The sequence below is a fragment of the Rhizobium sp. P1_B8 genome (assembly GCF_056406515.1).
In genome coordinates, this window is sequence record NZ_JBFTZZ010000017.1 from 176,425 (window position 1) to 201,152 (window position 24,728).

General features: G+C 59.1%; 25 protein-coding genes, 2 tRNA genes and 2 pseudogenes. 9 read left to right on the forward strand and 20 right to left on the reverse strand.

What is annotated here, in order from left to right; translation table 11 throughout:
* Positions 1–5 precede the first annotated feature (5 nt).
* From AC1D2N_RS21175 to AC1D2N_RS21240, 14 genes are read right to left on the reverse strand one after another with little or no spacing between them, the layout of a single operon-like run.
* Positions 6–1,646, reverse strand: coding sequence for a terminase large subunit (locus tag AC1D2N_RS21175; protein ID WP_477981922.1), 1,641 nt, complete (start codon positions 1,644–1,646; stop codon positions 6–8).
* A complete protein-coding gene (locus AC1D2N_RS21180) occupies positions 1,639–2,067 on the reverse strand; it encodes a phage terminase small subunit P27 family (protein WP_477981924.1) in 429 nt (142 codons plus the stop codon). The genes AC1D2N_RS21175 and AC1D2N_RS21180 overlap by 8 nt, the downstream gene beginning before the upstream one ends.
* A complete protein-coding gene (locus tag AC1D2N_RS21185) occupies positions 2,064–2,381 on the reverse strand; it encodes a phage head closure protein (protein WP_477981926.1) in 318 nt (105 codons plus the stop codon). Before AC1D2N_RS21185 ends, AC1D2N_RS21180 begins: the two co-directional genes overlap by 4 nt.
* Positions 2,381–2,794 carry a DUF3168 domain-containing protein gene (locus AC1D2N_RS21190; RefSeq protein WP_370090685.1) on the reverse strand — a complete coding sequence of 138 codons (414 nt, stop codon included), beginning with the start codon at positions 2,792–2,794 and terminating at the stop codon, positions 2,381–2,383. Before AC1D2N_RS21190 ends, AC1D2N_RS21185 begins: the two co-directional genes overlap by 1 nt.
* A complete protein-coding gene (locus AC1D2N_RS21195; protein WP_370090684.1) occupies positions 2,791–3,192 on the reverse strand; it encodes an HK97-gp10 family putative phage morphogenesis protein in 402 nt (133 codons plus the stop codon). The genes AC1D2N_RS21190 and AC1D2N_RS21195 overlap by 4 nt, the downstream gene beginning before the upstream one ends.
* Before the next feature lie 4 nt (positions 3,193–3,196).
* Positions 3,197–3,499 carry a head-tail connector protein gene (locus AC1D2N_RS21200; protein WP_477981929.1) on the reverse strand — a complete coding sequence of 101 codons (303 nt, stop codon included), beginning with the start codon at positions 3,497–3,499 and terminating at the stop codon, positions 3,197–3,199.
* Positions 3,496–3,954 (reverse strand): hypothetical protein, encoded by a 459-nt coding sequence (locus tag AC1D2N_RS21205; RefSeq protein WP_477981931.1) that lies wholly within the window; start codon positions 3,952–3,954, stop codon positions 3,496–3,498. Before AC1D2N_RS21205 ends, AC1D2N_RS21200 begins: the two co-directional genes overlap by 4 nt.
* A 3-nt stretch (positions 3,955–3,957) precedes the next feature.
* On the reverse strand, positions 3,958–4,212 hold the full coding sequence (locus tag AC1D2N_RS21210) for a hypothetical protein (RefSeq protein WP_370090680.1): 255 nt from the start codon (positions 4,210–4,212) through the stop codon (positions 3,958–3,960).
* Positions 4,212–4,565 (reverse strand): HNH endonuclease signature motif containing protein, encoded by a 354-nt coding sequence (locus AC1D2N_RS21215; protein WP_477981933.1) that lies wholly within the window; start codon positions 4,563–4,565, stop codon positions 4,212–4,214. Before AC1D2N_RS21215 ends, AC1D2N_RS21210 begins: the two co-directional genes overlap by 1 nt.
* Positions 4,566–4,567: 2 nt before the next feature.
* Positions 4,568–4,831, reverse strand: a complete 264-nt coding sequence (locus tag AC1D2N_RS21220; RefSeq protein ID WP_477981935.1) for a spike base protein, RCAP_Rcc01079 family — start codon at positions 4,829–4,831, stop codon at positions 4,568–4,570.
* Between the two features lie 2 nt (positions 4,832–4,833).
* Entirely contained in the window at positions 4,834–5,421 is a 588-nt protein-coding gene (locus AC1D2N_RS21225) for a hypothetical protein (protein WP_477981937.1), read from the reverse strand.
* A 2-nt stretch (positions 5,422–5,423) separates the two neighbouring features.
* Positions 5,424–6,959: a phage major capsid protein gene (locus AC1D2N_RS21230; RefSeq protein ID WP_477981939.1), complete on the reverse strand. Its 1,536-nt coding sequence runs from the start codon at positions 6,957–6,959 to the stop codon at positions 5,424–5,426.
* A complete protein-coding gene (locus tag AC1D2N_RS21235; protein WP_477981941.1) occupies positions 6,956–7,345 on the reverse strand; it encodes a gene transfer agent family protein in 390 nt (129 codons plus the stop codon). Before AC1D2N_RS21235 ends, AC1D2N_RS21230 begins: the two co-directional genes overlap by 4 nt.
* Entirely contained in the window at positions 7,342–8,568 is a 1,227-nt protein-coding gene (locus tag AC1D2N_RS21240; protein ID WP_477981943.1) for a phage portal protein, read from the reverse strand. The genes AC1D2N_RS21235 and AC1D2N_RS21240 overlap by 4 nt, the downstream gene beginning before the upstream one ends.
* 322 nt (positions 8,569–8,890) lie before the next feature.
* Here AC1D2N_RS21240 and AC1D2N_RS21245 point away from each other — a divergent pair, with 322 nt between their 5' ends.
* Positions 8,891–9,205 carry a hypothetical protein gene (locus AC1D2N_RS21245; RefSeq protein ID WP_477981945.1) on the forward strand — a complete coding sequence of 105 codons (315 nt, stop codon included), beginning with the start codon at positions 8,891–8,893 and terminating at the stop codon, positions 9,203–9,205.
* Between the two features lie 40 nt (positions 9,206–9,245).
* Here AC1D2N_RS21245 and AC1D2N_RS21250 read toward each other — a convergent pair whose 3' ends face one another.
* The 3 genes and pseudogenes from AC1D2N_RS21250 to AC1D2N_RS21260 all read right to left on the reverse strand — a co-directional run bounded on the left by AC1D2N_RS21250 (position 9,246) and on the right by AC1D2N_RS21260 (position 10,980).
* The gene (locus AC1D2N_RS21250; protein WP_477981974.1) at positions 9,246–10,496 is read right to left on the reverse strand and encodes a site-specific integrase; all 1,251 of its coding nucleotides are present in this window, start codon (positions 10,494–10,496) and stop codon (positions 9,246–9,248) included.
* A 135-nt stretch (positions 10,497–10,631) separates the two neighbouring features.
* Positions 10,632–10,811 (reverse strand): annotated as a pseudogene (locus tag AC1D2N_RS21255) (DUF6538 domain-containing protein); the annotation flags it as partial.
* 92 nt (positions 10,812–10,903) lie between these two features.
* A tRNA-Pro gene (locus AC1D2N_RS21260) sits at positions 10,904–10,980 on the reverse strand.
* A gap of 670 nt (positions 10,981–11,650) precedes the next feature.
* Between AC1D2N_RS21260 and AC1D2N_RS21265 the strand changes: the two genes are divergently transcribed.
* From AC1D2N_RS21265 to AC1D2N_RS21275, 3 genes and pseudogenes are all read left to right on the forward strand, one after another.
* Positions 11,651–11,956, forward strand: a complete 306-nt coding sequence (locus AC1D2N_RS21265; RefSeq protein WP_018241855.1) for an ETC complex I subunit — start codon at positions 11,651–11,653, stop codon at positions 11,954–11,956.
* Positions 11,957–12,013: 57 nt separating this feature from the next.
* Positions 12,014–12,090: transfer RNA gene (locus AC1D2N_RS21270), tRNA-Arg, on the forward strand.
* 168 nt (positions 12,091–12,258) lie between these two features.
* A pseudogene (locus AC1D2N_RS21275) lies at positions 12,259–12,832 on the forward strand (DEAD/DEAH box helicase family protein).
* Between the two features lie 228 nt (positions 12,833–13,060).
* Here the strand turns inward: AC1D2N_RS21275 and AC1D2N_RS21280 are convergent.
* The 3 genes from AC1D2N_RS21280 to AC1D2N_RS21290 form a co-directional block, all read right to left on the reverse strand.
* Positions 13,061–15,106 carry a choice-of-anchor Q domain-containing protein gene (locus AC1D2N_RS21280; protein ID WP_477981947.1) on the reverse strand — a complete coding sequence of 682 codons (2,046 nt, stop codon included), beginning with the start codon at positions 15,104–15,106 and terminating at the stop codon, positions 13,061–13,063.
* A 766-nt stretch (positions 15,107–15,872) separates the two neighbouring features.
* Positions 15,873–16,286, reverse strand: coding sequence for a hypothetical protein (locus AC1D2N_RS21285; protein WP_047621661.1), 414 nt, complete (start codon positions 16,284–16,286; stop codon positions 15,873–15,875).
* Between the two features lie 62 nt (positions 16,287–16,348).
* Entirely contained in the window at positions 16,349–18,790 is a 2,442-nt protein-coding gene (locus AC1D2N_RS21290) for an arylsulfatase (RefSeq protein WP_130652306.1), read from the reverse strand.
* Between the two features lie 561 nt (positions 18,791–19,351).
* Here AC1D2N_RS21290 and AC1D2N_RS21295 point away from each other — a divergent pair.
* The 5 genes from AC1D2N_RS21295 to AC1D2N_RS21315 all read left to right on the forward strand — a co-directional run bounded on the left by AC1D2N_RS21295 (position 19,352) and on the right by AC1D2N_RS21315 (position 24,615).
* Positions 19,352–21,154, forward strand: a complete 1,803-nt coding sequence (locus AC1D2N_RS21295) for an adenylate cyclase (RefSeq protein ID WP_018241860.1) — start codon at positions 19,352–19,354, stop codon at positions 21,152–21,154.
* Between the two features lie 219 nt (positions 21,155–21,373).
* Positions 21,374–22,180 carry a DUF2092 domain-containing protein gene (locus AC1D2N_RS21300; RefSeq protein WP_018241861.1) on the forward strand — a complete coding sequence of 269 codons (807 nt, stop codon included), beginning with the start codon at positions 21,374–21,376 and terminating at the stop codon, positions 22,178–22,180.
* Positions 22,177–22,389: a hypothetical protein gene (locus AC1D2N_RS21305; protein ID WP_018241862.1), complete on the forward strand. Its 213-nt coding sequence runs from the start codon at positions 22,177–22,179 to the stop codon at positions 22,387–22,389. Before AC1D2N_RS21300 ends, AC1D2N_RS21305 begins: the two co-directional genes overlap by 4 nt.
* A 15-nt stretch (positions 22,390–22,404) precedes the next feature.
* The gene (locus AC1D2N_RS21310; protein ID WP_113544583.1) at positions 22,405–23,694 is read left to right on the forward strand and encodes an alpha/beta hydrolase; all 1,290 of its coding nucleotides are present in this window, start codon (positions 22,405–22,407) and stop codon (positions 23,692–23,694) included.
* 138 nt (positions 23,695–23,832) lie between these two features.
* Positions 23,833–24,615, forward strand: a complete 783-nt coding sequence (locus AC1D2N_RS21315) for a hypothetical protein (protein ID WP_047621664.1) — start codon at positions 23,833–23,835, stop codon at positions 24,613–24,615.
* The last annotated feature ends 113 nt before the right edge of the window (positions 24,616–24,728 follow it).

Genomic DNA, 24,728 nt, shown 5'->3' on the forward strand with positions numbered 1-24,728 from the left:
AATCCTTATGCTGCTTCGGCTTCGTCAAAAAGCCGGTCATATTCTTCGGGAGGGAGGTCATGGATAGAGCGCTGGTTATCGTTCGCTGCTGCCCGGAAGACGGCCAGCGCGGACGCGATAGCGCCGTCGATATGGTTGCTGTGGCGGGCGCCCTTGTGCATCGTGGTCAATTCGCTGGCGCTGGTCGCGCGCTTCACCACGACGCTTTCGAAGTGATTGCGAAGGATCGGGTGCGCGCCGTGCCGGATGCGACGGCCGTTCACGACGCGCTCGAGATCGCAAATCGGGCCGTGCATGTGCTTGGCCGTCTGCGGAAGCTGAAGCACGTTGATGCCGTGATCCATGAGCTTCGACATGAGCGGCCCGGCAAGCGACGGATCGAAGATGACTTCGCGCACGTCATAGGTGCCGCAAATATCGATGATCCGATCGGCAATCACGTCGGGTTCGATCACCGGGCCGTCAATGACGTTCAACAGCTTGTCGTCGCGCCACCTGGGATAAGGAACCTGTTCGACCTTGGCCTTGTCATCCAGCCCTTCGGACGGCAGATAAAACCACGGGCGAAGCGAGATCCGGCCATCCTCATGACGGAACGCGGCAACAAGTGCGGTCAAGTCACCGGAGCGTGACAAGTCCACGCCAAGCCAGCACGGCAGGCTTTCGAGGTCGGCAGGATCGAAAGTCTTATCGTGTCCGGCGTCATAAACGGCCATATCAAACAGCGGGTCGCGGGAAGCTGCCTGCCACAAATTAAGGTGGAACTGTTGGAAGGCGAACCGTTCGGCAGGACGGTGTTCGGCCTCGCGCGCCATCGTGCGCAAGCCGCCGAGATCGGGGAAGCCGTGGGCAAGGCCGGGATTGACCTTGTGCCAAACGGCTTCATCGCGCCAGTCGTCGCCGGGTTCGGCTTCGAAGATGATCGGTAGAAACGACGGGTCATCAATCTCGCCGGTCGCGACCTTCCGGGCGTAATCGTAGAGCTCGAAACCGATGTTATCCTGTCCACGGCCTGCGGTCGTGGCGATAATCATGAGGGTGTCGGGCACCTTTGCCATGCCGGACTTGAGCGCTTCCCAAAGGTCGCGGCCCTTCCAAGCATGGATTTCATCGACAAGCACAAAGCTGGGCGTCTTGCCGTGCTGGGCAGCGCCGTCGCTCGAAACGGCGAGCAATTCCGCTTTGTTATGCTTGTAAACGATCTTCTTGGCGCTGTTATGGGCGTCATAGATGCGGGTAGCAGCAACAAGGCGCTTGTCTTCACGCAAGATGTTCGCGGCTTCCTTGAAGCCAATACCGGCCTGTTCGCGGTCGGACGCGGCAAAGATCGCCTGTCCTGCCGGGCGTGCTTCCGGGCCAATGGTGTGCAAAAGCCCCCAACCTGCCGCGAGGCTCGTCTTGCGACTGCCACGGGGAAGCATGACGAATGCGGTTCGCACCTTACGGGAACCGTCCGGGTTGCGCGGGCCGTGAATGCCCCTCGTCATGCGTTCCTGAAAGTCGTAGATCTGAAAACGGCCCTTCGGGGCGTTGCTGGCCGGGTGTCGCAAGGCGCGAAGGAACTGCACGGCGCGTTCGCCGTCGCCGTTAGTATCTTCGATAACCGAGCCATCATAAATCCAGTGCGGGAATGCGCTCTTAGACATGGGCGCGGTTCCTGCCGATCATCAACGGATTGTCGTCTTCGTCATCGTCGGTCGCTGCACTGCCAACACGGGCGCGTGAGGTCGGCGTCAGGCCGTATTCTGCGGCAAGCTGCCGCGCGGCCTGCATATATCGGATTTGCAATCCGCCAAGCTTCAGGTCCGGAAGGGCCGGCGCGCCGTTTGGCAACGTCGCGGTGCTCATGTGTTCGGCGATCTGTTGCGCCGCGCCCGCCGCGCTGCAATAGGCTTCCACGCCCGCAAGATCGGCCCGCGTGATGATGCGCCGGGCGATAAGCTGCGGCATAACGCGCTTCCATTCGGCCTTTGCGTGCGCGGACAGGTAGGCCGGGGGCTTGGGTGCCTTCGTCAGTGCTTCCGCGTCGGACTTCAGGGCAGGCTTGATGCCTCGCAAGTGCGTCACTTCAGCGCCTCGCCGCGAAGTTCGAGCGCATCGCGCCTGCCAAGTTCCTTAATTTCCTTGAGACCGTAGGGCTTGCCGTCATAGGTCACGCGGTCGGCAGTCGTGATGCCAGGGCGATAGCGGACGCGAAAAATCACGGTGCCGGTTTCCGCCTCGCCGTAGCCGGTGAAGAATTCGCTCGCCGTCTGCTGAAGGACTTCGGCCCATACGGTCGCGATCGGCGCCCATGCCTTCCGCGCATCACCGGACGGTGACACGGCTTCCGTTTCGCGCTCAATGGTGATGCGGCGATCCATGTTTCCAATATTGAGCATCAGACAATCCACCGAATAAAGGCTTCAACGGAAAGGACGCCGTGCCCGTAGGCCGGGTCAGGGTCGCGCGGGAAGGTCGAGCGCGTGACGCGGAAATGATCGCAGTCGCACCCCTTAAAATTCAGGGGCTTGTCGAGCGCTGCGGTTACCGCGCCCGCGATTTCCTTCGCCGCGTCCTGCCCGGCGTCCAGCGTCCAAATATGAAGGTCGAGGTAAACCCATGCCGTGCGCTGGCTGCGGTAGTCGTGGCCGTGCAAGGCGGTGTTGCCGTCGCTCATGATGATGCACGGCATCTTGTCGGGCCGGGTGCTGCCGGAACGGATATTGCCGGCGGGCACGAGCGCAAGCACGCCCGGCGCATCCACGAGCGCGCCGCGAATTGCGGTCTGAAGGGCTAAGGTCGGTTCAATCACTTGCGGTTCCACTCCTTGCGAGCGGCGCGGCCATAGGCGCTTGCGGTGGAACGCGTCACCTTGTCCCTAAGCAGGCGGTAACCGGGGAAGAAGAACGGCTGCGCTTCTGCCTGCGAGGTTCCATGCTCGACAAGATGGGCATACCGAACGTCCGCATTGCCGGCGGTGACGACCACCTGATTTTCACCGACCACGCGGGAGCCGCCCGGCTGCGAATAAGGCGGGGTCGTGTGGCCGGGCAGCGTCACGGCGATGCTGTCGGCAAGTGCGCCGGTATCTTCCGGCGCAAGCTGCCGCTGCACGTCGGCGACGTTGTTCGCGCCCTTGATAAGCTGCTTCATGGCCGCTTCTTTCGCGGCCAGCTTCACCCGCTCCATCGCGGCAATCGTCTCTTTCAAGCCGTTACTCGCCATCGGTGAACCACTTTTCGCGGTAGCTATCGAGGATCGAGATCACGCCCTGCGGTGCCATATCGACGGAAAGGCCATAGGTCGCGAGGCTGCGCACCTCGTAATAGAAGGAAACGAGCTTCAAAATCGCGATTTTCACATCTGCCGGAACGGGGTCGAGATCGGCAATCGGCTTGCCGATATAATTCCCGCACCACGTCTCTGCGGCCTCAAGATACAGGGAAATAAGCTCATCTTCGGCGGTTCCATCCACCTTCATATGAGCCTTGGTGAGTTCAAGACTTACTGCGGTCATGCGTCATTCCCTGAAAAAGTTATATTCGGTGTCTCTTGTGCGGTGCTCCCCGCGCCGGTCCCCTCGAAAGGTCCAAAAATGGAGACCACCCCCGGCTTAGGCCGATGGGCGCGCTTGCCGGTATTGCTGGGCGGCGTGCTCAATGCCTCCTCAAGCGTCCAGCCGAACTTCAGGCGCGTGCGGACAGTGCCTTTCGCAATGCCGTATTCGTCGGCCCATTGGTCCATGGACTGCCCTTTTCCGAACGCTTCATGCACTACAGCAGGCTTTCGGAGCTTGGCAGGAGCCGAGTGGTTGAACCGGGTCGCCGAGACATTCCGCCTCAACCACTGTCCAACACGCTTGTCCTGCTGCGGCTTCAACCCAAGGCGAGCATAGGCGCGCTGCCGGATGGCTGCGCATTCGGCTGCGAATTCTTCCTTGTCGATCTGGCGGGCGCGTTCGGTGGGGGTCATGGACTAGAACGTCACCACCTCAACCGGCATGTCTTCATCCGGCATAAGGTGAATGAGAACGCCAGTGACTTCCGGCACGGCGAACGGCTTCAGGTCGAATTCCTGCGTGACGAAATAGAGATCGGTGTCGGGTGCCGGCACGGGATCATCATGAAAGCTATAGTGAATGCGAATGCCTGACTGGTTAGACTTCGATTGAATGAACCGAGCCGCATCGACTTCCGTCCAAACGCCCGGCTGAAGGGTGATTTTTCGCATTAGAGGTTCCTTTCCAACCGCTGCTTGATTGAGTTGTGGCAAGGAGCACAAAGGGGCTGCCAATTGGCGCGATGCCAGAACAGGCGCTGGTCGCCACGATGCGGGATGATGTGATCCACGACGGTTGCAAGGCGGGTGATGCCGTGATTGCTGCACTCCCGGCAATGTGGGTGCGTGGCGAGGTAGTCGGCACGAGCCTTGCGCCATTCATGGTTATAGCCGCGCGCACGGGCCGAAGGACGCCGTGCATCATGACGCGCACCACGCTCCTGCCGGGCCTTCTTCTGACAAGCGCAAAGCTCGCCGTGAGGCACGACGTTTCCACATGAACAGATGCGAGGCGGCAAGCTCATGATTACCACAACAGAACGATGTCGCTGGCCGTGGTTCCGCTCGCGTGGATGCGCTTGGCCCTCGCAAGGAGGAAGGGAAGCAAGTTCGGATTCTTAAGCGTGACCGTCTCGCCGTTCTGCGCGGTAATCCGCACGTCGCCCGGCGTTCCAAGCCAGATGAGGCTCGGAGCAACCGACAAGTCGTTGTCATTGTCCGGGGTGATCGCAAGAGCGTTGTCGAAAGTGCCAGGGTGAGGGCGGGCATACTGTTCGAAGGGGTCGATCATTCTCAGTTTCCTTGTGAGATCTTCGCCTTGAGGGCGCGAAGCCCGGCGCGGTCAAATTCAGGGTCGAGGCCAAGCGCTTCGTTCCGCGCTGCCTGTTCGGGGTCGGGCTGCGTCCCGCCACTGCCGAACCTGCCGACATAGGCTTCGGTGATTTCGGTCGGGGTAGCGTTCCACGCGGCTTCCGGCGTCCAGCCGAGTGCGCCGGTCGCCCTGCGATAGAGCGTCCGGTAGACCTCCAACCATGGCATAAGCTTGTCGGTGCCGGTCGAAGGCGGGGCCTTCGGATCGGATTCGAGCGTGAACATGGACAGGAGATCGGCGAGCGGCTGTTGCACGGCCATAAAGAAGGGGAAGAGCGGCTTTCCCGAGAGAGAGGACAGGAAAGCCGCTGCACTCTGCCGGTCGGAACAGGCCGTCAGAATGATTTCGGAAAGCACGGTCATGTTGAAGTCGAACGGCGCGCGGAACAGCGCCGGGAAGCCGTGACGAGCCTCAAGCGTAGTAGCGGCCCGCAAGGTAGGGCGAAGCGTCACGGTGTTGCCGCCGTGCGCGATCGTCACTTCCTCATATGCGGGCCGCTGAAGGTTCATGATTAGGCCGTCGCCATCTTCAGCTTGCGGAAGACATCGGTGCGGACGACGCCAGCGCCGACACGACGGCGAGCATGAAAGCGGATCATGCCTTCCGTCGCGAGCAGATAGGGGTTCGGGCGAACCTGAAGCTCGATACGGTCATAGATGCGATAACCGTTCTTGAAGTCGCCGAAGATGATCGGGAAGGCGTTCGCGGCCACGTCCGGCATGTCGATAAGCTCGACAACGGGGCGACCAAGGATCGTTTCGGGCTGACCGGCCTGATAGGACGGCTGCCACAGATAGTTGCCGTTACCGTCCTTCAGGGTGCGGATGACGGCAAGGGTGGTGCCGTTCATGGCCCACGTTCCCCGGTTCCGGTAGACGCCCGGCAGGGAATACATGAGCTTGATAAGGGCGTCGGCGGAGAGGTTCGTCGCGTGGCCATTCAGGCTGTTGGTGATGCCAGCTTCGGTCATGAAGCCCTTCGGCTCGACTGCGGTGCTGCCGTTGACGAATGCCAGCCCTTCCTTCGCACCGAAGTCTTCGGCGAGCGCGAGGCGGATTTCGGCTTCAACGTCATGGCTGGCGTCTTCCATCAGCCAGTTGCCGACATCAACATGCGTGGTCGCTTCCTTGACGGAAAATTCCATCTGGTCGAACGTCGGTTCGGATGCTTCGGAAACCACGGCCTCGCCCTTCCACTTCGCATTCGTGATGGTCAGGCGCTTCGGCAGGATGACGGTATGCGAGCCGGTCGAACGAACGTCGGCGATGCCGCGAACCGGCGAGAATTCGACAAGGTTGCGGATGAATTCGCCGCTGGTCTCTTCCGGGGCGAGGACATAGCCAGGTGCATCGTTAGCGACGGTCAGGGCCTTGCGATCAAGCTCGCCGCCGCGAAGGTAATCGCCGAACGCCTTCCGCTCGGGAGCGTTGTCATTGGCCGCTGCCGGGTGATTGTTGTTCGCAGCAGTCGGGCGATTGAGCTTCGCCTTGATCGTTGCAACGTCGGCCTTGAGGGCCTTCAGGTCTTCCGGCGAAATTACCGGATCGTTCTTCACTTCAAGTTCTGCTTCATTTTCCAAGGTGGTTTCCTTCTGGTCTGCCGTGCCATCGGCGGCCTTTACTGACGTGATTTGCGCGCCGGGATGGCTCGGGACGGCGACAACTGAGATTTCGTGAAGGTCGAGGGCGGTAATCGTGCGCCCGCGCTGGCGGGGCTTTGCTAACTTCGTGCGAAAGCCGATGGATAGACCGGACACTGCCTTGGTGCGGATCATGGCCCGGACTTCGCGGGCGCGTTCAACGTCGTCCACGAGCAAGCGGCCCTTTACGGTGAGGCCGTCCGGGGTTTCTTCGATCTGGTCCCAAACGCCAATAACCTGTCCCTGATCGTGGGCGAACAGCATCGGCAGGACTTCCGGCGAGGCGAACGCGCCCTTTTCGATCACGTCGCCGACGCGATCCGGCGAACCGAACGGCCATGCAATGCCGGTGATGGTGCCGGCGTCATCAACCGTGAGCGCGGCCTTGAATTCGAGGTGTTCGCTCATTCGGCGTCGTCTTCGCAGCCGGCGCGGATTGATGCGGCGAGATCGCCGGACGCAGCGGCCTGTCGCTTTTCGTCGGTGTCCTCTTCAGTGCCGAGGAACAGCGCCGTGATGACGCCGAGGGCGACAAGGAAGCTTTCGGTAAGCGGGCGGCCGATGGAATAGACCTTCACAAGTCGCTCGGCGTCGGCGGGTGAAGCGCCACCACCGACAAGGCCGAGCCGGATAATTTCGGTCAGGTCGGAGAATGAAAAGTCATGGTTCTGGAACCGGCGAAAAAGCGCGCCGATCGGCTGGCCGGTCTTGTGCTCAAGTTCTTCGATAAGTTCGCGGGTAGGGAAGGCGAAGGTCTTTTCGCCGTCGCCGAAGAAGGCGCGGTGTTCGGTCATGCGGGTTCCTTCGCCGTCGCCGTGGTCGGCGCGGCGTTGCTGGTCGTGTGCGGGTTCATGAGTTCGTCGCCACCCGGAAGAGGCGGCATATTCTGCATCGCGCGGACTTCGTTCGGCGTGTAGACGCGTGCCGCGATCAGCTTGCCGTAGATTTCGGCGCGGCCTGCGGCGTCGGTGCGCTGCAATCCGTCAATGACGAATTCGAAGTAGTGGTCGTCCTGTTCTTCTTCCGTGAGAAGAACGGTCGCATAAGCTTCCTGCCAGCGATCAAGCCAAGGCTGAAGGCAAAGCTGAAGGAAGGTCGCGCCCATCTGTTCGGCATTGCTCCAGGTCGCCCGGTCAAGCTGGAACAGCATGTGTGGCGGGACGCCGAAGATGCGGGCGATTTCGTTGACCTGTTCCTTCCGATGCTCAAGGAACTGCGCATCGGTCGAGGTAATGGCGGGCTGCGCAAGCTGCCAACCGGGAGGCAAGATCAGCGGGGCGTTCGGGTCATCCTTCCAACGGCGATAGTCACTGCGGACATTCTTCAGCTTGTTCGCGCCGCTATCGTTGTCCGGTAGCGCATCGGTCGTGATGACAGCCGACGGGCGCGCGCCGGAACCGAAGAACTGCGAAAGGTGCCGTTCCAGAACAGCGGCGTTACCAATAGCTTCCTTCCCGCGCGTGACCGGTGAAACGCCGTCGAAAGCCGGAACGTGAAGGATTTCGGTGTGGCCGTAAATCTTGATGCCGTCCGGGTCGGCAACGCGATAGGTCGGAAAGCCGGTGATATCGTCTTCTTCAATGGTCACGCGGCCCGGCTTGATGCGATAAAGCTCAAACGGGCGTCCGTCGTCGTGGCGATGGATGCGGGCGAAACCGCCGCCATGAATAAGAGCGTCACGCGTCAGAAGCAGGCGCAAGCGTCCAGCGCCGAGCGCGTCGTTTGCCCGCTTGTGAACGATGCGATAGGCGGCATGGTCCTTGGCCTCTTCCTTGCTGTCTGCGGTTTCCCGATAGAGCTTGCAAGGAAGAGATCCGATGTTCTCGGAGATCAACCGGATAGCCTGAAGCACAGCCGGAACATAAAGCGCCGTCTGTCCGCCGATGTTCACGCCAGAGTAAGTAGGGCGGATGCCGATCAAGTCAGCGAATTCAGGACTGTTGAGCGAGTATGCCTTCTGTTCTACCGGAAAGCCGAGCGCCTTCTTCGCACTTGAAACAACTCCGGCAAAATTCATGCAGTCCGTCCTCAATTAACTTGAGACGGATTCTCTCACATTAGGAATCTCTTGTGAATCCCTCCATTAAGAATAAATACCTATACTCGGATAATATTCCTAAATGGTAGCAAGGTTCGTGAATCCTGTGAATTGTATGGGAAGATTAACCGCGCCCATTGCGCGAATCGGCGGGCACATTGCTAACTAGGCGGTGGCCTTGCACGCCACCGCCCTATCATCAACCCAGCCTTAGGACGGCTTGAGCAATGAATGCAACTGAAGTCTAGCCCGATCACGAGTCGGGTCAACCCGGTCCTGAGGCCATACAAGGAAATTCCTTATGGCCACGTATTGCATATCCTTCCGCATTGCCGACCAGATCGCGAATGGGCGATCCTACAACGAACGACGCCAGTCCCTTATCGATTCCGCGACAGCTTCTGACGGCGGATATTGGGACAGCACAACCTCGTTCATCTTAGTGGAATCGCCGCTTCATACTGTCGAGTTCGCGAAATCTGTTTGCTCTGGGCTTAGCCGTGAGCACGACACTGCGGTTGTCTTCGATCCGGGTGACATGTCCATGTGTTATTTTGGCCAAGTTCCCACAAAAGAAGTGTTGAAATCCTTCTTCGTCGCTCCGACCGCGATTTAAGAGGACGTTCGCCCTCGCCTAGTTGTGGCGAGGGCGAACTTCAAATGATGCTTCGAACCTTATCCATCTGGACTGCTATTTCGAGTAGGCGTAGATCGCTACCACCGTAATCATCTGCGGACGATCCGGACGAGCGCCCGGTGATGTAGAGCGCGGCCTTTTCAGAGACGCCAGCGAATAGCGCATCTTCGAACAGGTGCCGGAACCCGTGGTTCGGCGGTGGCATGTCCTCGCGATCCGGAAAGACCTTCTCTTTGATCCATTCGCGAATGCGCTGGTCTTCGTTCTTGCCACCGGGGAAGAGCTTACCGTCAGGCTGGGCTTTCATCCAATCAATGAAGCCTTCTTTTATGAGTGCCCGGTGAACAGGAACCTTTCGGCCCTTGTGTGTCTTCGTGTCCCTGCCGTCGCCGACACGGATATGGAAAAACCAATGGCCTTCCAGTTCGCTTATGTCTGCCTTCTCAAGAACGGTGATTTCATTCACCCGCGCGCCGGTGTGCGCAATGATCCAAGGTATCCAGCGGTTGCTTGCGCGGGTCGCGGTGCGGGCGCTCGTCAGAAGGTGCCGGGCATCCTTCAGGCTATAAGTGCGGTCGGCGCTATCGCCCTTCTCATGGGTCGGCATTTCGAGGAAGTCGAAGGGCGTTCCTTTCGGTGTCATCGGGAAAAGCTTGCCCCTGCATTGATCCTGCCCCCATCCAAGGATTGCCCGGATCGTCGCCAGTTTGTCGCCGATGGTCTTTCTTGAAAGCTGACCTTCCGAGAGCATGGCGTTGCGCCACGCTTCGCCTTCCTCAAGCGTCACAGTCGCAATCTTCTTGCTGCGGCGATGATGTTCGAAGTCGCGAACCGTGTTCCGGTATTTGATGAGCGTCGACGCGGATTTCTGCCGCCCGCCCAATCCCATAGCCGTAAGCCGTTCCTTTTCTTGGATTACCTGCTCGAATGTCAGGGCGTTGAATTCAGCGTCCGTAACTTCGGCTGCAATCTCGTCTTGCTCTACGGCAGCGGCAAGCATGGGGTTTTCGGGCTTGCCGGTAAAATCACCTTCGTCACGTTCGGCGACACGGGCGAGGGCTTCCAGTTCCGACACACAGAGGGCACGGGCGAGCGTTCGCCATTCCGAGGAACCTTTGACGACGGTCGTGTTGCCTAGGCGTCTGTAGCGCTCAATACGTTTTCCGACGAGCGGTTCGAGCGCGTCGTCATTGAGGTTTCCAGCTATGCCAGCACGCAAGAGTTCAACAAGGACGTCATCCACAAGCCCGCTTGCGTGCCGATCGTCCATGTTCCGAAGTTCAGTATCGAAGGCGATCCGCTCATTGTAGTTCCGAAGCGCGATTTGATCGACAGGCAGCGGGTAGCGGCCGGGCGTGATGGCCTCGCCCTTCGATACCTGGGCCTTGCGTTCGGCGACTGCAATCCGCGCCTGTAGTTCCGCGACAGCGGTGTGAAGCTGCGCAAGCGCCGTCCTGCGGTCAGGGCCGAGCGGCGATCTAAGTTCGATCTTATTTTCGAGAAAAGGCCGAAGGTCTTTTGGAATCACGATGCGGGCAAAATAGCGGCCATCACGATTGAGCAGGTATTTCGGATTCTTTGACATTCCCAACTTCCATTTTGTTACATGTTTTGTAACAGAAAGTTGGCCGAAACCCCAAGAAAATCAGCTTCTTCAGCTTTTCCAGGGGCAAGCGATGGTCGGAGTGGAGAGATTCGAACTCCCGACCCTCTGGTCCCAAACCAGATGCGCTACCAGACTGCGCTACACTCCGTGCCGTGAATGGCAGGGGAGATACACGGTTCACTTCGCCGTCGCAACCCATAAATCCAGCTCTGGCCGAAGATTCCTCGCCGGACCTGTGGATGCAAGACCGAAAAATCTTGATAGGTCGCCAGTCTGCTTGCCGGGCGCACGAGTCCATCCGACTGGCGCAATTGGACGTCAGGACAAGGCTGCCTCAGCCGTGGGCGATCAGGCCGATATATTGAGCGTAGCTGATGGCAACGTAGAAGAACGCCGTGATGCTCGCGCCAATCACAATGGCATTGAACTCCGCCGAACGTTTGATCATGAATGCAAATCCACTGAAAGCGATTGAGCCGTAAACTAGTGCCGAGGGCTGGCAGCGGCAATCGGGTTGTGATCAAAACATGAGACAATCGGTAATATTGCGCAATCCGGGTGGAAATCCGAGGGTTTCAAGAGACGGCTGCCGCCATGTCCGTCGATATCCTTGTTTCCCAAACGCGTCGGCTCATTATGGAGTCGTCAGCAGCGTCAAACACCGCCTTTTTTCTTGAAAAAGCGGGGATTCGCGGCTAAGCAAAATTCATCTCTTTGCGTTATCTTCAACGATGATGCAAAAGGCCCGGCACGGGTCGGCAACGAGATTGAGACCATGAAAGGCGGGCGCTGCCCGCATAGTCGGAGACGCTGCAGTCATGTCTGCCAAGATCTATCGTCCAGCCAAGACCGCCATGCAGTCCGGCAAGGCCAAGACTCATCTCTGGGTGCTTGAGTTCGATCAGGAGTCGCCGCGCAAGATCGATCCGATCATGGGCTATACCTCCTCCGGCGATATGCGCCAGCAGGTGAAGCTCACCTTCGAATCGCAGGAACTCGCCGAAGCCTATGCCCAGCGCAACGGCATCGAATACCGCGTCATCGCGCCGAAGGACCCGACACGCCAGGTTGTCGCCTATCCCGACAATTTCCGCTATACCCGCACGCAGCCCTGGACGCATTGAGATTTCTCGTCCAGATATGCCGCATCCGGTCGCGCTCACGAGACGCGGCCGCCGGACGGCCCCTTAGCTCAGCTGGATAGAGCACCTGCCTTCTAAGCAGGTTGTCGCAGGTTCGATTCCTGCAGGGGTCGCCATTTTTCAAGTGTCCATCCATGCAGCATGCCTTTCGCCAAACAGGTAGAGCGGCTTCCGTAAAACGAAGCTGCTGGGCCGTAGACCGTCTATCCGATTGGAACATGCATTTACGGCCATGTCTTCGGGCGACATGATTATCAACGAAAACTATGTAGGTGTCGCGAAAGATGGGTGTCCGCATCGTGCTCATAGGCTTCCCGGGCGTTGGCAAGTTGACCATCGCGAAAGAGTTGAGCGCCATGGTTTCGGCAAAAATTGTCGACAACCACCGGGTCAACAACCCGATTCTGCGTCTGCCGGATGAGGATGGAACGGCCCCGCTTCCAAAGGGAATATGGGAGTTTACAGGTCGAGTTCGACAAACCGTCCTTGATGCAATCACCGCTTACGCGCCGTCCGCCAATTTCATTCTCACGCATGCCGGCTTGGATGGTGATGAGCGGAGCCTTCGTACCTTTCAACAGATCGCCGGTGCTGCCGAAGGCTGCGACGCCGTTTTGGTGCCGGTGCGATTGCTGCGATGAAGAGGAGCTGGCTAGCCGGGTTTCGAACCCCGAGCGACGCCAAAGGTTGAAATTCACGGATGTGGCAGCCTCGAGGGAACGCAGTCGGAGGGCGGGGGTTTTCGATCCACTCCACCCAAACACATTGGTGCTCGACGTCACTTCCGCATCACCGGGAAAAACGGCCAACACGATCCGAGAGCATATTCTAAAGGTCCTTGGCGACCTGTCAGCCTGAAATTCGTCGGAGTTGATTCTATTCGCGCTACGATCGTCGATACGCCTGATGGCGGGAGGTGAGGCGTTCTGACGAGCTATCGGTTTACGCAAAGCCGGCCCGAAAGGCCGGCTGACGCCTGCCGAAAAATCGCAGCGCGCGGATGGGGCTCCCTCATCCGCGCGCCGAAGTAGCCGACTTTTGCGGCCAGCGTGTTGTGGCGATCGGACGACCGCCACAACACTATCGTTACAGGAGAAAATCGCCTGCCCCCAGGTGGACGAGGCCCTTCAGCTGAACCTCGAAGTCATGAATGCCGTCGCCGTTCGTGTCGGCCTGGATAACGGTAACATCGCTCGCGGATCCGGCTTGGTCGTCATAGTGCCAAGCGAGCGCGCCAGCCTTGTGATCGAACAAGGCATTCTCCTGTGCCTGGAAATGGAAGGTACCATTGCCCGCCGCAGAGCCATTCGCATCGATCGCCGAGATGTCGATCTTATCGACGCCGTGCTGGAAGTCGGTGATGACGTCGCGGTTCAAGCCGGACCCGGTTTCCGTCGGTGCCTTCAAGATAAACGTATCCTCACCGATGCCACCGGTCATAATGTCCTTTCCGGCACCACCAATGAGGACATCATTGCCGGCGCCGCCGTCCAGCTTGTCCGCGCCAGCCCCGCCAGTGAGAACGTTGCCGCCGCCGTTGCCGCCGGTCAGTACGTCGTTGTAGCTTGAGCCGGTCAAGTTTTCGATGCCGGCGATCTTGTCGCCGGTCGCCTGACCGCCCGATGCGGCCTTAGTCGCCAAGTTGACGTTGACCGCGTCGGAGCCCGCATAGCTGGCCGTGTCATTGCCAGTACCGCCGTCGAGCACGTCCGCGCCGGCCCCGCCCTTCAACACGTCACTACCGCCGAGTCCCTTGAAGGTTTCGTTGCCGCCGTTGGACTGGCCGGTGTGCGGCAGGATGTCGTTACCGTTGGTGCCGATGAATTCCTTTGTCGGCGCCGTTGGCGTTGTCGGTTGCGTCGGCGTGGTCGGCGTTGYCGGATTCGTCGGCGTGGTTGGCGTTGTCGGTTGCGTCGGCGTGGTTGGCGTTCCCGGTGTCGCACTGGAGCCCGATTCGTAGGCACCCATATCGACAGTTCCAACGACGCGAGCGTGGCCGTCCAGATCGACCGAGCCGACGCCGTACTTGGCGGTTCCGCCGTCGATCGCTGCCGAGCCGGAGCCGAGGTGGAAGTTGTCGCTCGCTGCTCCCAGGAATTTCGGGTCGACGCCGAGCTTGTTGCCGTTCGCCGTGCTCGGCATAGCGTTGCCGCCGTCGGTCCTGACCGAGGCCTGGCCGGCCGTGCCGTTGTAGGTGTCGTTGTTGGCCCAGACGACGTTGGCGTTGGTATAGCCGCCGTACGACGTGTTATCGACCGCAGTGTTGTTCTTGTTCACCGACGGGTCGGCTACGGCGATGTTGTTGATCCAGGTGTTGTTGCTCGACTGCGCGTTGCTGAGTTCGCCGCGCCAGGTGCCGTCGTTCAGCAGGTCCTGATTGTTGTGGTATGCGGTGTTGTTTTTCACCGTGACGGAGTCGCTCCAGGTAACTTGGATGCCTTTGCTGCCGTTCTCATAGACGAGGTTGTTGTCGACCAGGGTCTTAAACGTGTAGTTCGGATGACCGCTCGTCTGCGTGCTCTGGAAATCGTCGATGATGATGCCGTTGCCATCGGTGTGCGCACCCGACTTCGTGACGTTGTCGTGCGAAATGTTGTTCCGGATGATGTTGCGGAAGCTGCCATCGTCCGGCGCCCCGGTGATATTCCGGTTCTGGTAGAGAGAGATGCCTGAAAACCAGCCAGAACTCGCATTTTTGTAAGTCTCGTTCCCTTCGATCGTGATGAAGTCGGATCCGGCGAAGGCGATGCCGGACGCACCGTTGTCGTGGGAAACGTTATTGGCGATCCTCACATGGTGGACGCCATCACCAACAATGCCGTGCGAAGCGCTCCCGTAGACCTCGAAGCCCTCGACCGCCACATAGTTAGCAGTGATGTTAATACCATTTGCGCCGCCCGACGCTGAGTGGATCACCGCTCCACCCGGTACCTCCGACCGCAAGGTAATGTAGCCGGCGGCGGAACCATCCTTGTACATGTTCACCGACTCATTATAGACGCCGGCGCGCACCACAACCTCGTCGCCGGGCTTTAGGTCCGACGCCATCGCGTCGCTGATCGTGTGAAAAGGAGACGTGGCACTGCCGTTACCGCCGCCGCTGCTGCTCGAAGCTACGTAGTATGTCGTCATGGTCTTGTTCCTCAACCTTAGCGTTGTCTTTGCCGGTTACTATTTTTAGTTAATCAGGCGTTACGGCGGCGGGTTATAGGGCGACATTCTGGAAGGCGCAACAGCAACGCGACAGTAAGTGCTTGAGAAACATAGCCATATTGCTGCCACATTATCCCGATCACTCCGAAGTTACATTTTGAAATATTTGCGGAAATTCGAGTCGCCCAAATTACGGCAGTATAAAGGTCCCGCATGCCGAGAATTATTCTTTCTGCAACTATAGCGAAACGCATCCATTGAAAACATTAGAAAAATCCAGGGGGGCGTGACTGGATTCCTCTCGCCTAAGGCGGAATCGACATTTTTTGTGATTTTCGCAATTTTGGGCAGCGTCGCCTTACCAATTCGTACTGATCGAGATGGTAATGGGGGCATGACCGTAGCTGATTCGACCAAACCCATTGCGCAGCATTTCAAGCGCCACCGCCGCGAATATGCCTCGGTACCCATCGCTCATACCCTTGCCCTCTAGCAGCCGGGCGACAAATCGAAGACGTTCCTCCGTGACTGAAGTCTCTCTCCACGGCATGAGAAACACGAAAGCAGTCATCGTCTCGCTACCTCCTCACATCATCTCTCAGTCGACTTCTCGGATATCGCGCAATGACCGCAGCGGGTGCAATCTGGCCAATTGCGTTGCGGGGAAAAGGCTGCTTTGCAACGACACGGTAAAGGTTGCCAGCAGATTGCGGCAGGTGAACATGAGGATATCGATGACAGCCAGCTAACGGTCTGCGATGCGCGGTGACGTCAATCCGCACGCCACGGACCAGACGGCCAGCCCGACGTGCCCCCCGACAACTGGCCAAAACGCGATGCCGGAAATGCCGTGACGGAGCCAGGAAAATGCCAGGATTGCGGTGACGGCAACATTGTAGAGAAGCATTGCCGATACCAGTCCTCTGACGGCCCTGCCTCCCGCTTCGTGCCGCCCAAGCCAGCAGGCGACGGCCAAGGCGAGCACTGCCGCACCGGCGACACGGGCGACGGTCATGTCGACAGGGGTATCTGGCGCTGCTCCGAGCAGCACTTCAATCAGAAGAGCGGGTACGAGCAGTAACGCCAGGCCCGTGGCTGCTTCAACCACGCCCGTCACCGAAAGCAGGAGCTTGGAATTCGCTCGCATGGTTTCAGGCATGTCGCCTCCTTGAACATCTCGGCGCTTGCGTCGGAGACCCACGGAGTGGGCCTCGTTCGCTTCTACTGGTCGAGTTTGAAAGTCAGCCCGTTGATCTTGCCGGTGAACTTGAACGGAGCGTCGTACCGATACTCGACCATGGCGACCCCGGTGCGCGTATCCTGCCCGACGTCGAAGCTTTCATCCTCCGGAAAGGTGACCGGGATCGTGTGTTCGACCGAGTTCGTCGCCACGTCCTTGCCGTCCACCGACAGCACGCCTGTGCCACCTTTTCCCAGGCCTGGACCATCGGACTTGAACGTGAAGACGATCTCGTGTTTGCCGGGTTCCAGTTCCGGCCCTTCCCACATGGTGCGCTTCAGGTCGAGAAGGTTGTAGAGAAACACGACCCTGCCTCGCCCGACGCCGAAGTCGCCCTTGCTGAGGAACAAGCCGTAGCCGCCGAACCGGCCGCCCTCGGTGACGATCATGCCCTCCGCGCCGCCTTCGGGTATCTCGACCTCGGCCGTGATCGTATAGGACTTGTTCAAGACGCTCGGCGCTGCACTGGGCGGCACGCCGCTGAGTTCTCCCGAATAGGCAAACTCAGTTCGTCCGGCAGTCAGGTTCGGGCGCGGCGTGTTCCAGCGGGAAAGCGTCGAATTGTCCAATGGCAGGACGTTGTACTTCTTCGCCTCGGAATAGAAGAGGTCCTGCATCTGCTTGAGCTTGTCCGGCAGCTTGGCGGCAAGGTCGTTGAACTGGGTCGGATCATCGTTGACGTTGTAGAGTTCCCAGTTGTAGCCGCTGATGACATCGGGAGGCGTCGCAGTGCTCAACTCCCATGGACGGGTCGCCGGCGTCGTCGCAGCCACCCAGCCATTGTCGTAGATGGCGCGGTTGCCGAGCATCTCGAAATATTGCGTCGTGTGCCGGGTGGCAGCATCGACATTTGCCTTATCCCATGTGTACATCATGCTCACCCCTTCAATGGGGCGTTGCTCGATGCCGTTGATTGTCTGAGGCGTCGGGATGACGGTCGCTTCGAGGATCGTGGGCACGATGTCGATGACGTGGTGGAACTGGCGACGGATGCCGCCGACGTCATCGATATGGCCAGGCCAGGACATCGCCACACCTTGAGACGTTCCGCCAAAGTGCGACGGCACCTGCTTCACCCACTTGAAAGGCGTGTCCATCGCCCATGCCCAGGCCGCGGCGAAATGCGGGAAGGTTCGTTCCGATCCCCAGAACGGATACCAAAGCAATTGATCCTTCACCGGCACGGGGATTCCGTTGAAGGTGGTGAACTCGTTCGGCGTGCCGTTCAGCATGCCTTCAGCGCTCGCGCCATTGTCGCCGCCGATATAGATGATCAGCGTATTGTCGAGTTCGCCGAGATCGTCGACGGCCTGAATGACCCGGCCGATTTCATTGTCGGCATAGGCGAGATAAGCGCCATAGATATCTGCCTGCTTGATAAAGAGTTTCTTCTCTTCCAGGCCTAAGCTATCCCATTCCGGCAGTTCCTTCGGCCACGGCGTCAGTTGCGCGTTCTCGGGCATGATGCCGAGCCGCTTCTGGTTGGCGAAGATCGTCTCGCGCAGCTTGTTCCATCCTTCGTCGAAGAGGTGCATGTCGCTGATCTTCTTGACCCATTCCGGTGTGGGGTGATGCGGTGCATGGGTGGCGCCCGGGACGTAGTAGACAAGCCAAGGTTTCTCGGGGGCAATCTCCTTCAATTGCTTCATGTAGTGGATGGCCTCGTCGGCCATCGCCGTTTCCAGGTTCCAGGTCGGATTTCCTTCGAAGGGATAGATCGCAGTCGTATTGCGGTAGAGGTTGGGCTGCCATTGGCTGGCGTCACCGCCGACAAAACCGTAGAAATATTCAAAGCCCATACCCGTTGGCCATTGATTGAACGGCCCTGCCTGGCTCGATTGATAGGAAGGCGTGTTGTGGTTCTTGCCGAACCACGATGTCGCGTAGCCATTCTCCCTGAGGATCGTGCCAATGGTGCCTTTCTCGATCGGGATGATGGAATCATAACCCGGATAGCCCGTCGCAATTTCGCCGACGACCCCGGCGCCGACCGAATGGTGGTTTCGCCCCGTAATCAATGCAGCCCGTGTCGGCGAACAAAGTGACGTCGAATGGAAATTGGTGAAGCGCAACCCCTGGTTTGCAACGCGGTCCATTGCAGGGGTGGGAATGACGCCGCCAAAGGTGCTGGGTGCACCGAATCCCTGGTCGTCCGTCATGATCAGCAATACGTTCGGCGCACCCTTTGGCGGCACGACGCGCGGCGCCCACCAAGGTTGAGACTCTGAGGCTTTCTCCTTGATGACGCCGCCGAAATTCGGTGCGGGAGGCGGAAGCTGCTTGCCGTCGAGGGTGATCGTCGCTCCGGGCGCTCCCGTGACCGCCTGCGCGAATGCCGCAGGACAGCCCAACCCGGTCAAAGCTGTGAAACCCAGCGCGGCGAGCGCGCCGCGAGAAAAGTGCAACGCATTTCGACGGCACATGGAATTTCTCCTCCTGGATAACGTCGCGGCGCGGACCGGTATGGTGGCTGCCAACAGGTGGGCACGACGGCTTCGCGCCCATCGCGACGGGGGCGGACGTCCGCGATGATCGCTCACCGCGATCCACAATCAACGTATGTTACCGTAACAACGGCAGTAACTACGCGGCAGCGCCTTCACCCTGATGCGGCAGCCGATGCCGCACGATCATTCCGACCGCCGAAGCAAGTGCGAGGCAACTGAAGACAATTGCGGCGATCGTCGATGCGCTCATGCGGCAAGTCTGCGGCTATTGACGACGCCATCCCGATTTTGCCGTGTCACCGTCATACCTCCCCCTTGATGAGCGGCGGGTGGGATGTCGACCGCCGATTGCATCCTGGCCAGGGCACTGCAAAAAGCAACATATCTAACGGTAACACACGGTAAGCCCGCATCTGCCGTGCAGGCAACGCCAAGGCGCGTCCACGACATCTCCGTGGACGCGGATGACTTTGTGAAGTAGATTACACTAATAAAATTTCTGGTAGTGGCGCCCTCAAGAGCGGTGAGGAGCATGGCATGCAGAATGCGATGGCAGCCGACGCTGCACGACCTTCCACGCGACCGCCTCCCGGACCTGATGATATTCGCAGGCAGCTTGAGCGCATCATCGCGAATCCGGAGTTTCCCCACACTGGCCGTAGCGCCGATTTCCTGCGGTACATCACAGAGGAGACGCTGGCAGGCAACGCCAAGCGCATCAAGGGCTATTCCGTTGCGGTGGAGGTGTTCAAGCGCTCCCAAGGCTTCTCGCAGGACGACCCGGTCGTGCGGATCGGGGCGGGACGGCTGCGGCAAAGCTTGGAGCGCTACTATCTTGTAGCCGGACAGGATGATCCTGTTCGAATGGACATTCCGAAAGGGGGGTATGTTCCAACGTTCGTCTGGAGCAGCCCTGGAGACACCAAGTCTTCCGTTGGCGCATCTGCGCCCGCAGATGGACCAGTCGGTATTGGCAGGTTTCAAGGGTATGGAAGGTGGCTTGTCGCCAGTCTGTTGATTCCAGCTCTGATATCGACCTTCCTGTATCAGATGCAAAGCGGATCACCGTCTTTTGCCCGCAATCCGACGGCGATGCCGGAAATGCATACGGCAAGTCTGGTCGTTGCCCCGTTTGCGAATCTTGGTGAGGATCCTAAGGCGGAGATTTTTTCGGCCGGCCTGACCGAGGAGCTTCTCACAGCCTTGCCACGCTTCAAGGAGATCAAGGTCTTCGGCCGTGAGACGTCCAGATCGTTGTCGCCCGAAGTCGATGCTTCTCGCGTCCGGAACGCACTCGGTGCCGGCTATCTGTTGATGGGAGGAGTGCGTATTTCGGGGGACAAGATGCGGGTTACCGCGCGGCTGCTTGATACGGACAACGGCGAAATCCTGTGGTCGCAGATCTATGACGAGAACATGGGTTCGGGCGATCTGTTCGCGATCCAGGCAGACGTCGCAAACAGGGTGGCGACGGCCATTGCTCAACCCTATGGAGTTATCGCGCAGGAAGATGTCGCCAATCAACCTCCCGACGATCTCGGCGCCTATGCCTGCACTTTAAGCTTCTACACCTATCGAACCGAGTTGAGTCCGGAACGGCATCGGCAGGTCAGGGATTGCCTTGAAAGTGCGGTCGCTCGCTATCCGTCGTTCGCGACCGCATGGGCGATGCTGTCGATCGTCTACCTCGACGAAGATCGGTTCGACTTCAATGCGCGGCGGGGATCGTCCATTCCAATCGAGCGTAGCCTCGTCGCGGCGCGGCGCGCAATCCAGCTTGATCCCGGCAGCACGCGCGCGCATCAGGCATTGATGATGGCACTGTTCTTCAATCAGCAGCTGGATGAGGCTTTACGCGTTGGCGAACTGGCGCTCGCAACCAACCCGAACGACACGGAACTGCTTGGAGAGTTCGGGACACGCGTGGCGATGGGCGGGGATTGGGCTCGCGGGGCAGCACTTCTTGAGCGGGCCATCGTTCTCAATCCGGGTGGCGGCGGTTACTATCACGGGACACGAGCGCTTGCTGCGTTCATGCTGAACGACGGCAAGACGGCGGTCGCGGAAATCAGACAGGCCGATTTGCAGAAATTCCCGCTATTCCACCTCGTTGCCGCGGTTATCTATGCCGAGAATGGATTTGAGGCTGAGGCACGGCGCGAAGGCGCAAAGTTCGTTGAAATGCGCCCGGACTTCCTGCCCAACTTAGCGGCGGAACTTCAGTCCCGAAACGTCCGCCCCGTGGATCAGGAGCGGTTTAGCGCCGCAATCCGAAAGGCGGGACTGGCCATAAGCAGTCGAACCGCAACCACCGTTTCGGCCGTCGGGTCAGGTCTTTGATCCCACAACCCTGAGGCGTTGTCCGTATCTGCTTTACGGTGCGTGTACTACAGAGCATACCCGATGTTACGAGCGCCGAGCTCGTCTTTGCCGCACAATAGCTGATGCAACAGGACAAAGGGGCGGAGCGAATGAGGCGGTCATCCCTGGATCGCGATCTCCATCCTCTCCCGACACGTTTGACTTCGCTCGCCACCAAGACGCAAGGAGCACAGGTCGATGGTAAAACTCTCCTGCAAGCATTGCCTGACGGCAAACTGGCGATCGTCCGTAGCGCTTGCGCTGGCCGTCACGTTGATCTCACCTTTGGCCGCCCGTGCCGAAGAGCCCGATGCCAGGAAGCTCGTCAAGGCGATGTCCGACTATCTCTCGGCCCAGAAGGCGATTTCATTCGCCTACGACACCAATTTTGAGATTGTCACCACCGAGCACCAGAAATTACTGCTCGCAAGTTCCGGAAAGGTGGAGATGGGCCGACCCGACAAGCTCCGCGTTACTCGCACCGGTGGCTTTGCCGATGTCGAGATGACCTTTGATGGCAAGACGGCGACGGTCCTTGGAAAACATCTCAATCTTTATACTCAGGCTGATCTGCCCGGCACGATCGATCATCTCGTCGATGAAATGCGGGATAAACTTCACCGCCCGGTTCCCGGCGCCGATCTCCTGCTGCCCAATGTCTATGATGAACTGATGCGCGACGTTGTTGACGTCAAGGATCTCGGAAGCGGCGTGATTGGCGGCGTTGAATGCGATCATCTTGCATTCCGAACCAAGGAACTCGACTGGCAGTTATGGATCGCGCAAGGCGAAAAACCATATCCTTGCCGATACGTGATCACCGCCACGCAGGTCGATCTGGGACCGCAATACAGCATCCAGATCAGCGACTGGAAAACAGGCACCGATGTCGTTGCCGAAGACTACAGTTTCAAGAACACCACGGATGCAAAGAAAGTCGAGCTGGAAAAGCTCGTGGACATTGATGAGCTTCCGGATCGCTTCGCCAAGGGAGACAGCAAATGACCTCGTTGCAAAAAATCAAAATCCTGTTGCTGACCATCGTTGTGGCCATGTCCGGTCTTGAACTCGGCGAGCGGCTGGCGGTCCCCGGAATGACGGGAATCTTTACGCCGGCCGAGGCGCGTGTCGGGCGGCCCCTCACGCCCGTCAGCGTGGCAGGTGTTGCACGACGCACCGTCAGGCGATGCGCGGTCGGTGTCTATTACTGCTGAAAGCAAAGGGCACCTATGGAGATCAACGAATTGCCTACCAACCTCCTGGTGATTCTCTGCATTTCGCTCATTTTTCTTTCTGGTTGCGGTGGCCATCCCAAAGGCGTCCTTACGCCGATCGCCGATACCTCTTCACCTGGTTTGAGCCGGGTGAACCTCCTTGTCGCAACGACCAGGAGCCGCTCGACCGTTCCCGGCGAGATGTTCTCGGGCGAACGTGCGCTGAAGCCCACCTTTGCGGAAATGACTATCTCCATCCCACCTGACAGTGCCCGCAAGGTGGGAAGTGTCGCATGGCCAAGAAGGTTGCCTCCGAATCCTGCAAGGGATTTCGCGACGCTGAAGGCCAAGGAGATCGATATCGACGCCGCAAAATCCTGGCTCAGCGCCAGCGTACGCAAGACACCGGATGGAAGCGTCCTGGTGTTCATCCACGGTTTCAACACACGATTCGAAGATTCCGTCTACCGCTTTGCCCAGATCGTCCATGATTCCCGCGTTCACAGCGCGCCCATTCTCGTCACGTGGCCCTCGCGCGGCAGCCTGCTTGCCTATGGCTATGACCGGGAAAGTACGAACTACACCCGCAATGCGCTCGAAACGCTATTTCAGTACCTGGCCCGCGACAAAGAGGTGAAGGAGGTTTCCATCCTCGCCCATTCGATGGGGAACTGGCTGACACTGGAGTCACTGCGTCAGATGGCCATTCGCAACGGCAGGCTGCCGGCGAAGTTCAGGAACGTCATTCTCGCCGCACCCGACGTCGATGTCGACGTGTTCAGCCAGCAGATCGTGGATATGGGCAAGCAGCACCCGCAGTTCACGCTGTTCGTATCACGAGACGACCGGGCGCTTGCCGTCTCGCGCCGCGTTTGGGGAGATGTGTCGCGCCTCGGCGCGATCGATCCGGAGCAATCGCCCTACAAGGAAGAACTGGAAATCAACAAGATCAGCGTGATCGATCTCACCAAGGTCAAGCAGGGCGACCGCCTCCACCACACGAAGTTTGCAGAATCTCCCGAGATCGTTCGGCTGATCGGTTCCAGGATTTCCGACGGGCAGACGCTGAGCGAAGACAAGGTGGGGCTGGGTGACCACATACTCGATGCGACGATCGGAACGGCCGCGGCAGCAGGTCACGCGGCGGGTCTGATCCTCACCGCCCCCGTTGCGGTCGTCGATCAGAATACAAGAGAGAATTATGGGGACAGGGCAAACGCGCTGATAGGTGGCGACAAGCGTGCCCGCACGGCGGCAACGGCCTGTGCCGCGGGACATTCGACGCAGGAATGCCAAAAGCAGTGATTGCTACCGACGGCACACAATTTATGCGCGCTTGCGTAATGGAAATTTATTTATAATTTTATTAGTTATCTGGAATATTTTGTTTTGGGGGAACTGTCAGGCGGGATTCGCACTCGCTTGCTGATTGAGGGATAGGACATGAAAGCCATCTATATCGCCACCGTCTGCGCCGCGCTTGCAATTGCATCACCTGCGAGGACGGCCGACATCACGCCGCTGACGCCCGATGCAAAGCAGGTGGAAAGCTCAAGCGGGTGGACCTTCACGGTCGCCCCCTATTTCTGGGCGGCCGGCATCTCCGGCGATACCGCACAGTTCGGATTGCCCGAGGTCCACATGGACGCCGACTTCAGCGACCTGTTGTCAAATCTCGACTTTGCCTTCATGGCGGCAGGCGAGGCGCGTTACGACCGCTTCAGCATTTTCGGCGACGTCATCTATACCAAACTCGGGGCGGATGCGAGCACGCCTGCCGGCATCCTGGCCGACAGTGTCGACGTCACCTCGAAGACGTTTGCCGGCCTGCTCGGTGTCGGCTACTCGGTGCTGGAGAGTCCGTCCGGCCACCTTGATATCGTCGGGGGCATCAGGGTCTGGTCGGTCGACACGACCATCGGATTCAACGGTGGGCTGCTCGACGGCGTGGAGGGCGACGATGGTGATACCTGGGTCGATGGCATCGCGGGTTTCCGGGGCAATTACTTCTTTACGCCGGAAATCTACATGACCGGATGGGGACTGGTCGGGGCAGGCGGCGCGGATATCGACTGGGACGTCGCCTTGGCCCTCGGCTACAAATTCAACGAGACGGTGTCCGCGGTCGCGGGGTACCGGGCATTGGGGGTTAACTACAGCAACGACGGGTTCGTCTTCGACGCCGTGCAGCAAGGGCCGATCGTTGGGCTCGCTATCCATTTCTAGCGGGTGGACTTGGATGGTCGCGATGGGTCGACAAGCGACTCTCGCACTATTCGAACAGACCGTCAGGTGAATTGTGATGCCGCGGTTCCCGCGGCACCATCAGTTCAAAGCCA